A 12,298-nucleotide genomic window follows, 5' to 3' on the forward strand; every position below is an offset into this window, starting at 1 on the left:
TACGCGGGGAATCCCGAGCACGGCCACGAGGCTCGCGGTGAGGAAATCATCTGAAATGATGGCTTCATGACTTTCTCTCGACGCTCCACACCGCTGGGCTCTTCCGTTTTCCCCTCTGACTGGGCTCCCACCGCGGTGGTCTTCGACTGCGACGGCGTCCTCATGGACACGGAGAAATCGTGGGTCACCACTATCGCCCGCGTGAGCCATGACCTGGGTCTGGCGAGCCCCGAGCATCTCGCCGACCGGCTGACCGCCCTTCCGGCCGCGACCATCGCCGAAGCCCTGGCGGCCGAGGAGCTGCCCAAGAACGCCCCGAAAGCGGAGATCGAGGGGCGCGGTCAGGAAATCCTGTCGATGCTCTCCGACCTGGACGTTCAACGCATCGAGCGAGGCGTCGACCTCATCCCCGGCGCCATGGACCTGGTCCGCGAGTTCTCAGAGGCCCTGCCGGTCGGCGTCGCGTCGAATTCGACGCGAATGATCCTCGACGCCAAGTTGGAGACCACAGGATTCAAGAAGTATCTCGGGACCTGGGTTTCCTGCGACGACGTCGCCCAGGGAAAGCCCGAGCCGGACATGTACATCCAGGCTGTCGACAACCTGGGAGGCGCGTGCGACCGGGCACTGACCTTCGAGGACTCCGCGCCGGGTGCCGCGGCGGCCGTGGCAGCCGGGACGAGAGTCACGGTGCTCGCGGAGGATGTCGAATCCGCACCTCCGGCCCACTTCGCGGTCTCGAGCTTCGAGGACCCCGAATTCCGCCAGATGGTCCGCGCCTGGCTCGGGACCGGATCCTAGAGGCTCCGCTCTTCGGGCAGCGTCGGGACATGGTGGGTGCACGACGCAAGGCAACACCCGGCGTTGCGGGGCTCGCACTTCCTCGCATCACCGGGTGTTGCCTAGTCAGGTTATCCAACGGAGCTGACAGTTCGGTGCATTGGGCCTGAACCTATCCTGAAAATTGCTGATCTCCGACGTATCCACAGGCCGTTCCACGCGGCGCTCGGGGCGCCTACCATGGAAGAAGCAGTCGAGCCCGAGCACGAGGTGCCACGGGGCCTGAGGGGAGGCACGGAATGAGCAGCACCAGAGGCGCCGGCGGAATGCATGCCGGCGACGAGGAGCCACCCGCCTACGGGATCAGGGTCAACGGCCCCGATGGTCCTGGCGCGGACCACGAGACCTCTGGTTCCCGTGGACCTGCCGCGAGCATGCACAATGGCTCGACCGCGCCCCACACCATTCGCCCACGCGCGAGCGCCTATCGCCGTATGGTCGGCGGACTTTCCTTCGCGAGTTGCATGCTGGGGATCCTGGTGGTCTTCGGCCTCGCGGCGGCCGCGCACCCCCGGTGGGCCGTTCTCGGGGCCCTGCCCCTGTTGGTGGGGTCCGCCGGGCTGATATCGGTCCGCTGGCGGCTGGCCCCGGCCTTTCGGGATCGCGAAGGTCGGCAACAAGCCCGTCGCGGCACACGATGGTTCTGGCTCCCCGCGGGCTTGGTTGCGCTCAGCATCGTTTTCTTCGTGATCGGGTACATGGTTCCCCACTGGATGCACGGATCCAACGACGTCCTCGTGCGGAATCACGTCGTGATGTGGACCGAGTTGGGGTTCTTGTTCCTTCTCATGGCGAGCCTCGCCGCCGGCCTCGTCGCCCTCGGCCTGTGGAGCACTCCCGACGACGACGATGCGATCCTGCGCCGCACGGACTATGCCGAGCGCGACAGGCAGAAGCGGGGCGGATCGACCGGGGATCTCTACGATTCGGACTGGATCCAGGGACACGGCTGAGGACTCTCAGGCCACCCTGTATGGCCCCGAGCTGTGATCTGTACCAATATGGTTCCCATGGCAACCAGCGCATTCTTCGGTCTCGATGTCGGCACTTCCAGCACCAAAGCGGTCTTGGTGAGCCACGACGGTTCGGTCCTCGACTCCCGAACCCGGGAACACGAGGTCGAGCGTCTCGCTCACGGTGTCGTCCAGATGGACATGACCATCTGGTGGAAAGAATTTCAGGAACTCTACGGCGACCTGGTGCGCAGCAATTCCGTGCGGATCGGGGGCATCGGAGTTTCCGGGATGGGGCCCTGCATCGGCGTCGCGAGCGAAGGCCGACCCATCGCACCTGCTGCACTCTACGGCGTGGATTACCGGGCCCGGACCGAGATCGAGGAGCTCGCCGCGGAGCTGGGGCAGCTGGAACTCCTCAAGCGGTACGATTCGCAGCTCACGTCCCAGGCGGGCGGGCCCAAATTGCTGTGGTTCGCCAAGAGGTATCCGGAAGCATTCGCGAGGGGCGTCCGCTTCTATATGCCCTCGAGCTGGATCATCCAGCATCTCACCGGTGAATACGTTCTGGATCGTCATTCGGCGAGCCAGTGCACTCCTTTGTACGATCCCCAGACCCAGGAGTGGGACACCGACATGGCGGAGCGCCTCGCTCACGGCACCGAACTGCCGCGCCTCGGCTGGAGCAACGAGGTCTGCGCCCGGACGCAGGAACTCTCCGACCTGCCGGAGCTCGAGGCCGGCATACCGGTGATCTTCGGAAGCATCGACGCCTGGGCCGAACAGGAATCCGTGGGAGCGACCGAGATCGGCGAGTTGTTCCTGATGTACGGGACCACGCTGTTCCTCATCGCGAACTCCGGGGACAGGTTGCGGCACGCCTCGATGTGGGGAACCACCGGAACCCGCCGAGGCACCCGCAATCTCGCCGGCGGGCTCGCCACCTCCGGCGCGCTGACCCAGTGGTTCCGGGAAATCTCCGGGGTGCGCGAATACACGGCCCTCATCGAAGCGGCCGAACAGGTCGCCCCCGGGTCGGACGGCCTGCTGACCCTGCCCTACTTCGCCGGAGAGCGGACACCGATCCAGGACCCGGATGCGCGCGGCGTGATGATCGGACTCACCCTCGAGCACGGCCGGGGACACCTCTACAGGTCTCTCCTGGAGGCAACCGCCTTCGCCGTTCGGCACAACATCGAGGTCATGGAGAGGGCAGGCGCTTCCATCCACTCGATCACCGCCGCGGGCGGCGGTGTCGGTTCGGACCTGTGGCCGCAGATCGTTTCCGACGTCACCGGCCGGCCACAGCACATCCACCGCTACTCCGTGGGCGCGGCCTACGGGGATGCGTTCATGATCGCGGAGGCCCTCGGTGTCGTCGACGACCTGGATGAATGGAACCCCGTCGAAAAGACCATCGAGCCCCGCGAGACCCCTGTGTACGACGCGCTGTACGAGGACTACCGGAGCCTGTACGAGGCAACCGCAGAAATCCAGCACCACATGGCGGGGGTCGCCGAGAGAACCGGCCACACGCCCGACCAGCCGGAGCACATCACTTCCCCCAACACCACGACCGAGGAGCAAGCATGAGTGAGCAACCGTTCGCTGACAGGATCGCCGTCGTCACGGGCGCGGCAAGCGGTATCGGCGCGGCCATCGCCGAACACCTGGCCGCAAAGGGCGCACGGATCGCCGGAGTCGACGTCTCACCAGCACTCGAGGAAGCCCTCGACTCTTTGCCGGGAAGCGGTCACCACGGCATTCGTGCAGACCTGTCCGATCCGGCAGAAGCCGGCAAGGTGGCCGACGACGTCGCCTCGAGCCTGGGGACACCGCAGATTCTCGTCAATTCCGCCGGGGTGGTCTTCCTTGATCCGGCCACCGAACTCAGCGCCGGGGACTGGAAGAAGACCATCGACATCAACCTCAGCGGCTCCTTCTACATGGCCCAGGCCATCGGACGGCTCATGACGGACGCCGGGTACGGCCGCATCGTCAACCTCGCGTCCCAGGGCGCGGTGGTCGGGTTGGACCAGCATGCCGCATACTGCGCTTCCAAGGCCGGCATTGTCGGCCTGACCAGGGTCCTCTCCCTCGAGTGGGCCCCGAAGGGAGTCACGGTCAACGCGGTCTCGCCGACCATCGTCGAAACTCCCCTCGGCAAGAAAGCATGGGCTGGGGAAAAGGGAGAGGCGGCCAAGCGGCAGATTCCCGCCGGCCGCTTCGCCCAGCCCGAGGAGGTCGCGGCCATGGTCGGGTACTTGGTGTCTGACGAGGCTGCCATGGTCACGGGCACCAATATGGTCATCGACGGCGGCTACACGAGCGTATGAACAGCCTTGACGGCTCGACCGCGATCGTCACGGGGGCGGGACGCGGCATAGGCCTCGCCATTGCGCGTCACCTGGCCTCGCGCGGCGCGTGCGTCGTCGGCGTCGGGTCCTCGCAGCAGGTCGAGGACTCCGTGGCCGACCTTCCCGGGAACGACCATGTGGCCGTGCGTGCCGACCTGTCGGACCCGAACGCCGCTCGCCATGTCATGGATCGGGTGGTCGCCGAGCGAGGAACGCCCCAGATTCTGGTGAACTCCGCGGGGATCTCCAGGGTCGGTCCGGCTGCGGAGGTTCCTTCCGAGGACTGGCGCGCCGTCATGGATGTGAACCTCGGCGGCACATTCTTCATGGCGCGTGAAGCCGCACGGGCCATGTTGGGGGTCGGGTACGGCCGCATCGTGAACCTGGGTTCCCAGGCGGGCGCCGTCGGGCTCGAGGACCACGCGACGTATTGTGCGTCGAAGGCCGCGGTAGCGGGACTGACCAGGGTTCTGGCCGCCGAATGGGGGCCGCACGGGATCACCGTCAACACCGTCTCCCCCACCATCGTCGCAACCGACATGGGCGCAATGGCCTGGTCCGGCGCAAAGGGCGACGAAGCCAGAAGCAAGATTCCCGCAGGGCGCTTCGCGGATCCGGAAGAGGTCGCGGCCATGGTCGGATACGTCGTATCCCCCGAAGCCGGAATGATCAACGGGGCGGACCTGCTGATCGACGGCGGCTACAGCAACGTCTGACCGCCTCTCAGGCCGTCTCCGGGTAGATCCGGTCGCGGTATTCGACGTATCGATCGAGGAGCCACGGCGTCGGGTCGGACGTGACCTCCTCGGTGTCCGCGGCCTCCCAGCGAGGAGGCTCGCTCGCGCCGGACAACGCCCACGCGGCTTGCCGAGCCGCTCCGAGGGCCACGAATTCCCGAGTTTCGGGCAGGAGCACTGGGCCCCCGATCACACCGGACAATATCTGTTGGAAGGCCCGTGACTGGGCGCCCCCTCCGATCAGGAGGACACGTTGAGCCCGGGTCCCGGTCTGTTGCTCGACCTTCCTCAGGCTCTCGGCCATGGAGCAAGCAAGCCCCTCGATCATCGCCCGGGCCATCGTCTCCCGTGAGAAGTCGGCACCGATGTCCAAGAACTGGCCCCTGGCCTCCGGGAGGTTGGGGGTCCGCTCGCCCGCGAAGTAGGGGACGAACACGGAACCGCCGGACCCGGGCTCGGCGGACAGCGCCATATCCGAGAGCTCCTCGTGGGAGACGCCCAGCAGGTCCGCGGCTTTGTCGAAGACCTGGGCCCCGTTGAGCGTGGTCGCCAACGGCAAGTACCGCCCGGACGCATCGGCGAACCCCGAGATGGATCCTGTCGAGTCCTGCGACGGAACGTCGCTGACCACGGCGACCACTCCCGAGGTCCCGATCGACATGCTGACGTCGCCCGGTCCCATACCGAGACCCAACGCAGCAGCGGCGTTGTCCCCCGTTCCCGGGGCGATCAGCGCACCCGTGGAGGTCTGCCCCACGGCCTGATTCGGCGAAGCCAGGCGGGGCAGCTCGACCGCGTGGCCGGCCGCCCATTCCACGACGTCGCTCAACCACTGTTTGGACTCGGGATCGTAGTACGCCGTCCCCGATGCCTCTCCGTGATCCGTCCAGAGTTCCCCGGAGGCGTTGAGGGTCCAGGTCAGGTAGTCGTGCGGCAACGCGATCCGGTGAATTCTTTCGGCGTTCTGCGGCTCGTTCTCCCGTACCCACCGGACCTTGGTCGCGGTGTAGGAGGCCACCGGGACGCTACCGATGCGGCGTGCGGCCTCGGCGGGGCCGCCCAACCATTCGATCAGCTCCTCCGCCTGGGGCGCCGATCGGGTGTCGTTCCACAGGAGGGCGGGGCGGATCACGTCGTCGTTCTCGTCCAGGAGAACCATGCCGTGCTGCTGGCCGCCGACCGCCACCGCCGAAGCCCGGGGAAGAAGTTCTTCGGTCACCGTCCTGAGCGCGGCAACCCACTCCCTGGGGTCCACTTCCGTCCCGGCGGGGTGAGCGGCCCGGCGTTCCTCGACGACCTCTCCGGTGGCGGCGTCGACCAGCACCGCTTTGCAAGATTGCGTGGAGGAATCCACACCCACGACGTACGTACTCATGCCGAACGCTCCTTCACGACTCTTACTGGCACCACGAGTCCCCCGGCGCAGACCGATGGAACCCGCCGGGGACGCGCACATCCACGCTATATCAATCGGCCAGGAGCTTCTCCAGGGTCTTGAGGCTGCCGACCTCGTGCAATGACCGCAGGACCGCGACGTACGCCTCCGTGAACCGGGGCTGATCGACCAAGTCTCCGAAGAAGTCCTTGTCCCTCAGGAACGCGAGTTCGTCCTCCTTCTGGGCCTGGGCGGCGGCTCGGACCTTCTCCTCCGCATTGTCCACGATCGTGATCGGGTTGCCCTGCTCGTCGATGCCTTCGGCGTAGCGCGCCCAACTGGCCACGATGGCCGCCGCCATGCGCACCTCGCCACCACTTCTCAAGTTGTCCTGCACCACCGGAATGAGCCACTTCGGTATGCGATCCGAGGACTCGGCACAGAGCCGGGGCACGGTGTCCTTGACGTACTTGTTGGTGAACCGGCTGATGAGCGTGCGGGCGTATTCGTCCACGTCGATTCCCTCCACGGGATCGAGTGTCGGTTTTGCCTCGCGCATCATGTAGGCCATGAGGAAGTCGGCGATCAGAGGGTTCGACACGGCTTCGTCCACCTTGTGGTATCCCGCGAGGTGGGCGAAATAGCACAGGCCCTGGTGCGAGGAATTCAGCATCCGGAGCTTGAGCTTTTCGTACGGCTCGACGTCGTCGACCATCTGGACATCGACGTCTTCGTAGGGCGGACGACCGTTGACGAAATCGTCCTCCATGACCCACTGGATGAAGTCTTCGGTGACGACCGGCCAGCCGTCCTCGTATCCGAACTCGTCTCGGACGTACTGCCTGTCCTCGTCCGTGGTCGCCGGGGTGATCCGGTCGACCATAGAGTTCGGGAAGCTGACGTTCTCCTCGATCCAGGAGGCCAGCTCCGGGTCGACGGCCCGGGCATGAGCCGTGAAAACACGCTTGGCCATGTCACCGTTGGCCTGGATGTTGTCACAGCTCCGGACGGTGAACGGGGTGATGCCCCGTTCGCGGCGCACCTTCAGCGCCTGAGCGACCAGCCCGAAGACCGTACGCGGATGCTCCGGATCGGCCAGATCCGCGGCCACCAGCGGATTCTCGAGATCGTATTCGTGCGTGACCTGGTTGAAGTTGTATCCGCCCTCCGTCACGGTCAGGGACACGATCTTGATGTTCTCCTGGGCGAGGTACTCGACCGCGCCGGCCGGGTCTTCCGGGGCCCAGATGTAGTCAACGATCGATCCGATGACCCGGATGTCCTCATGTCCGTCCGGGAAACGGGCGACCAGGGTGTACAGGTAGTCCTGCTCGGCCAGGGTGTCACGCATGAATTTGTCATTGGGCAGAACACCCATGCCACAGATCGCGAAGTCCTTCGCCTCACCCTGCGACAAGAGTTCGTCCAAGTACCTCGCCTGGTGAGCACGGTGGAAACCACCGACCCCGAAGTGGACCACGCCGACGTCGAGCTCGCTGCGGTCGTACGACGGAACACGCAAGGTGCTGCCTTCGGGAAGTCGTGACGTCGCAGACCGTTCGATGTCCTGGAGCGTCGAATTCTTGAGTCTGACCATGATGTCGGCCTTTCGGTAGGCTGCGATCTGTTCCGACCGCTGGACGTCGTTCCGATGAATCGGAATGGAATTACAAGGATTTGCCGAGCAGTTCCAAGATCATCGCCATCGAAATGGCTCCTGGGTCCGGGTGACCAACCGACTTCTCCGCCAGGGGCCGTGCCCTTCCCTTCTGCGGCCGGAGTTCGGAGGTCTTCTCCGCGCTCTCCTTGGCATCCGCGACGGCGGCCGCCCATGCCTCGTGCAACGAACCACCGTGTGCCTCGAGGCTGTCCGCAAAAGGAAGCAACGCGTCCAAAAGGGTCTTGTCACCGACCGAGGCACCACCGAGGGTGACCATGGAGTCCGCGAAGGCCCTGACGGCACGAATGAGGTCGGCGTCCGCGAAGTCCTCCGCGGCGTCGTCGATCGTGTTCGCCGCCGCCTCCAACGACGCTCCCCACAGCACACCCGACGTGCCACCGGCCTGCATGGCCCAGGAACGTCCCGCAGACTTCACGAGCGACGCCGGACCTGCCTTCTCCGGCGACTCCTCGATGGCGTTCAGGGCCGCATCGCTCCCCCGGACCATGCCGCGCCCGTGGTCACCGTCTCCCGCGTAGGCATCGATCTCCCCGAGGTACGCCTCCTGCTCGTGCATCAGGTCGGCCACGGCCGAGGCCGCGGTTCTGACGCGCTGGGCAATCTCGAGCGCTCTGGCGCTGGCCTCCACGAGGGAGTCCTCGTCCACGGCAGTCGTTTTGCCTTCGTACGTCTCGTCGATGGTTCCCAGCGGGGCACCCTGCTTGCGGTAGGCCGCGGCGTAGGCATCCGCGGTCCACAACGGCTCCAGCTCGTCGTCGAGCCAGAACACGGTCAGGGACACTCCCCCCATGTCCAGACTGGTCACGAGCTCACCGACCTCGGGGTGGACGATCTCGTACCCGGCATCGCGCAGCAGGGGTGCAATGGTCCTGTAGAGGAGGAACAGCTCTTCGTACTTCGTGGTGCCCAGGCCGTTGACGATCACGCCGATCCGACCACCGGGTTCCTCCGGAGCGTCCTTGAGGACCGTGCGAACCAGGAGCCTGCCCAGCTCCTGCGCCGAGGGCCGGACATCGTCACGGATCCCCGGCTCCCCATGAATCCCGAGCCCAACGCCCATCTGGCCGGTCTTGACCTCGAAAAGAGGGGTCTTCGCGCCCGGCATCGTGCACCCCGAGAAGGCGACACCGAGGGTCCGGGTACGGCGGTTGGCCAGGTTGCCCAGGCGTTCGACGTCGTCGAGGCTCTTGCCCGCGGCGGCCGCCGCACCCATCGCCTTGAAAACGGTGAAGTCGCCGGCGATCCCGCGGCGGTTGTCGAATTGGGGGTCGGAGGCGATGTCGTCCTTGACGACGACGATGCGGGTGTCGATCCCCTCGGCACGCAGCATCTTCGCGGCGATGCCGAAGTTCATGTTGTCCCCGGCGTAATTGCCGAACGTCAGCACGACACCCTTGCCCTGGTCTGCGGCCTTGGCCACGGAGTAGACGTGGGCGGCGGAGGGTGACGTGAAGATATTGCCGACCACGGCACCGGAGGCGAATCCCGGGCCGACGAGACCGGCGAAAGCCGGATAGTGCCCCGAGCCGCCGCCGACGATCACGGCGACCTGCGGGGTCTTGGGCGGAAGCGAGATCACGCCACCGGGCACTTGGGCCAACCGGTCCGAATACAGGTCGACGAACCCTTCGAGCTGCTCATCGGAGAATTCGGCGGGATCGTTGTAGAGCTTGGTCATGGGAGCGGTCTCCTCCTGGTGGTCGCCGAACTGCGCGCGAGCCGTCGACCTGGTCGTCCGGTGCAGGGGCCTGATGTTCGTGCCCCAAGGGGTGGCCGAAGGGTGCGGCCCGTGGTGAACCGGGTCGCACCCGATGGCGGTTACTGCTGGGGGAAGATCGAGACCTTGATGGACGAGCCTGCCGAGTCGGCAACGCTGTCCAGGGCCTCCTGGAACTTCTCCAGCGGGAACTGATGGGTGCACACTTCGTCGAGGGGCAGCTTGCCCGACTCGATGAGGCTGATGGCCTTGGGCCAGGTGTACGGCCCGAGGTGCGCGCCGAGGACGCTGAGTTCCTTGTCGTCCGAAATGATGGACCAGTCGACGGAGACGTCCTGGCCGAAGACGGAGTACTCGACGTAGGTTCCGAGCTTGCGCAGGAGGTTGAGGCCCTGACCGACCGCGGAGGGGTGACCGGTGCACTCGATGTAGACGTCGGCGCCGTAGCCGTCCGTCATCTCCTTGATCTTGGCGATCGCGTCTTCCTCGGCGATATTGATCGTGATGTCCGCGCCGCACTTCTTGGCGAGATCGAGCTTGGCGTCGTCCATATCCAGGGCGACGATCGTGAGCGGGTTCTTCTCCCGCGTACCCATGATTGCGCCCAGGCCGATGGGGCCGGCCCCGGCGATCACGACGACGTCCTCGAACTTGATGTTGGCCCGCTCGACGGCGTGCAGCGAGCAGGCCAGGGGCTCGGCAAAGGCTGCATGCTGGGGCTTCACGTCCGAAGAAATTTTGTGCACCCGCGCGCGCTTGGGAACGAGCATGTACTCGGCCATGCCACCGTCGAAATTGCGGAATCCGAACATGTCATGTGGGCCGCACATCCAGTACTCGCCGCGGAGACAGAAACGGCATTCCTCACAGGGAACGATCTGCTCGATGACGATGCGGTCTCCCTCATGGACACCGTGGTAATTGAACGCTTGGTCCGTACCGGAGACGATCGTGCCGGTGATCTCGTGCCCGGGGATGGTGTCTTCCTTGGCCCACTGGGGTCGGTTCTCGTCACCCCAGAACTTGACGGCCCCGTGGTAGCACTTCAGGTCCGACGCGCAGACACCCACGGCTTCCACCTGGATGATCATGTCGTCGGAACCGAGTTGCGGTACCGGACGCGTCTCGAGGGTGTAGTCCTCTGGCTTGTTGCAGACGATGGCTCGCATCTCGGTCGGTAGAGCGGTGGTGCTCATGGTCACTCCTTCGTGTCGCACGCGATGTCACGCACAACACATTGTTTTAGACCTCAGCACACATGTCAAGCACAAATGTTCACACTGCGAGTGATCGGCGTTACGATGTAGCGAAACCTGAAACCCGTCAAGCGAGTACCCATGGACGAGAAGAAGAATCTCAAAGACCTCTACGACGCCGACCGCCTCTACGCCGTCGCGCGGATGTACTACGAAGAGGGCAAGGGCCAATCCGCGATCGCGGAAGCCTTCAAGGTCTCGCGCCCCACCGTCAGCCGCATGCTGACCCACGCACGGACCAGCGGGATGGTCCAGATACGCATCATCCATCCCGATGCGGAGGGCCGGTCGGACCTGGCCGAAAGGCTTCGTTCGGCCCTGCACCTGGAAGAGGTGTACCTCGCCCGCGGCATGCAGCCGTCGACCATGGGGCAGGGAATGCTTCCCCCGGTCCAGCGGGCCGTGGACGCGATGCGACTGACCTCGGGGGACGCGCTCGTGATCTCCTCCGGGATGGCCCTCTACGGCATCGCGCAGATGAGGCTCTCCCGCATGGACGGGGTCAAGCTGGTGCCGTCGGTGGGCGGCGTGTCCGAGCCGGAGGCCTGGCACCAGACCAATGAAATCGTGCGGATGCTCTCCCAGAACACGGGGAGCACCCACACCCCATTGTTCGCGAGCGCGATTCCTTCGAAAAGCATCTACCAGGCACTGCAGAAGGACGAGTCTTTCGCGGAAGTGCGCAGGCTGTGGCGCTCCGCCAAGGGAGCCATCGTCGGCATCGGGTCCCCCACCACGGGACGCACCTCGCTGTCCTCGGCGATTCCGAAGGACAGCCTCCCCGAGTCGATCGGAGACGTCTGTCTGCACTTCTTCAATCGCGACGGGCGGGAGCTGACGTTTCCCGGTTCGGACCGCATTGTGCGCATCCCGACCGAAGATCTGTCCACGATCCCCTATTCCACGGCCGTGGCCGTGGGCGAAGAAAAGTGCTGGTCGATTGTCACTGCGGCGTCGATGAAGTTTTTCCGCCGCCTGGTCACGGACGAGGCGACCGCAACCCACATTCTGCGGGCGTTACGGGTCTAGGTGGACTCGGTATTCGGCCCCATTCGGGCCGCATGCGATCCAGCACGTTCTGCGGCAGGGTCACGACGACGTCGCCCGACCGGGCCTCCCGCCCACCCCCGAACCAGGGCAGTCCAACGGATCACGGGGAGGGCCCACGGGGTTCGTCGCCGGTCCAGCCCGGCAGGACGGTCCGGAAACCCCGAGGAATGCGGAGCAGCCCGCGCCTTTCTCTGCTCTGCGGACGCCGGGTACCTCACGGGCCAGAACCTTCTTCTCGATGGGGGACGCCTACCCGGGCACGTTCTGAGGGCACACCAACGACGCCCCCGCAACAACCGAAGAGGTTGCGCGGGGGCGTCGTTGGCGAACGT

Annotated in this window: 10 protein-coding genes and 1 pseudogene; 7 read left to right on the forward strand and 4 right to left on the reverse strand. The window is 65.5% G+C overall.

Annotated elements, in window-relative coordinates:
• Nucleotides 1-66 precede the first annotated feature (66 nt).
• From AB0Y14_RS05490 to AB0Y14_RS05510, 5 genes are all read left to right on the forward strand, one after another.
• Complete coding sequence (locus AB0Y14_RS05490; protein WP_436588190.1) at nucleotides 67-801, forward strand: HAD family hydrolase; 735 nt, start codon at nucleotides 67-69, stop codon at nucleotides 799-801.
• A gap of 278 nt (nucleotides 802-1,079) precedes the next feature.
• A complete protein-coding gene (locus AB0Y14_RS05495; protein WP_436588191.1) occupies nucleotides 1,080-1,793 on the forward strand; it encodes a hypothetical protein in 714 nt (237 codons plus the stop codon).
• Between the two features lie 57 nt (nucleotides 1,794-1,850).
• Complete coding sequence (locus tag AB0Y14_RS05500) at nucleotides 1,851-3,386, forward strand: FGGY-family carbohydrate kinase (protein WP_436588192.1); 1,536 nt, start codon at nucleotides 1,851-1,853, stop codon at nucleotides 3,384-3,386.
• Complete coding sequence (locus tag AB0Y14_RS05505; RefSeq protein WP_436588193.1) at nucleotides 3,383-4,129, forward strand: GolD/DthD family dehydrogenase; 747 nt, start codon at nucleotides 3,383-3,385, stop codon at nucleotides 4,127-4,129. The genes AB0Y14_RS05500 and AB0Y14_RS05505 overlap by 4 nt, the downstream gene beginning before the upstream one ends.
• Nucleotides 4,126-4,866 (forward strand): GolD/DthD family dehydrogenase, encoded by a 741-nt coding sequence (locus tag AB0Y14_RS05510; RefSeq protein ID WP_436588194.1) that lies wholly within the window; start codon nucleotides 4,126-4,128, stop codon nucleotides 4,864-4,866. Before AB0Y14_RS05505 ends, AB0Y14_RS05510 begins: the two co-directional genes overlap by 4 nt.
• Nucleotides 4,867-4,873: 7 nt before the next feature.
• Here the strand turns inward: AB0Y14_RS05510 and xylB are convergent, their stop codons facing one another.
• The 4 genes from xylB to AB0Y14_RS05530 all read right to left on the reverse strand — a co-directional run bounded on the left by xylB (nucleotide 4,874) and on the right by AB0Y14_RS05530 (nucleotide 10,856).
• Nucleotides 4,874-6,262 carry a xylulokinase gene (gene xylB, locus AB0Y14_RS05515; protein WP_436588195.1) on the reverse strand — a complete coding sequence of 463 codons (1,389 nt, stop codon included), beginning with the start codon at nucleotides 6,260-6,262 and terminating at the stop codon, nucleotides 4,874-4,876.
• 91 nt (nucleotides 6,263-6,353) lie between these two features.
• Complete coding sequence (locus tag AB0Y14_RS05520; protein WP_436588196.1) at nucleotides 6,354-7,859, reverse strand: mannitol dehydrogenase family protein; 1,506 nt, start codon at nucleotides 7,857-7,859, stop codon at nucleotides 6,354-6,356.
• A 70-nt stretch (nucleotides 7,860-7,929) separates the two neighbouring features.
• Complete coding sequence (locus AB0Y14_RS05525) at nucleotides 7,930-9,621, reverse strand: dihydroxyacetone kinase family protein (RefSeq protein ID WP_436588197.1); 1,692 nt, start codon at nucleotides 9,619-9,621, stop codon at nucleotides 7,930-7,932.
• A gap of 140 nt (nucleotides 9,622-9,761) precedes the next feature.
• Entirely contained in the window at nucleotides 9,762-10,856 is a 1,095-nt protein-coding gene (locus tag AB0Y14_RS05530; protein WP_436588198.1) for a zinc-binding dehydrogenase, read from the reverse strand.
• A gap of 141 nt (nucleotides 10,857-10,997) precedes the next feature.
• Between AB0Y14_RS05530 and AB0Y14_RS05535 the strand changes: the two genes are divergently transcribed.
• Together AB0Y14_RS05535 and AB0Y14_RS05540 are read left to right on the forward strand one after the other, a co-directional pair.
• A complete protein-coding gene (locus AB0Y14_RS05535) occupies nucleotides 10,998-11,945 on the forward strand; it encodes a sugar-binding transcriptional regulator (RefSeq protein ID WP_436588199.1) in 948 nt (315 codons plus the stop codon).
• Nucleotides 11,946-12,200, forward strand: a pseudogene (locus tag AB0Y14_RS05540) (SDR family oxidoreductase); the annotation flags it as partial.
• Nucleotides 12,201-12,298: the final 98 nt, after the last annotated feature.

This window comes from Rothia sp. HC945, assembly GCF_051370785.1.
Lineage (GTDB): Bacteria > Actinomycetota > Actinomycetes > Actinomycetales > Micrococcaceae > Rothia.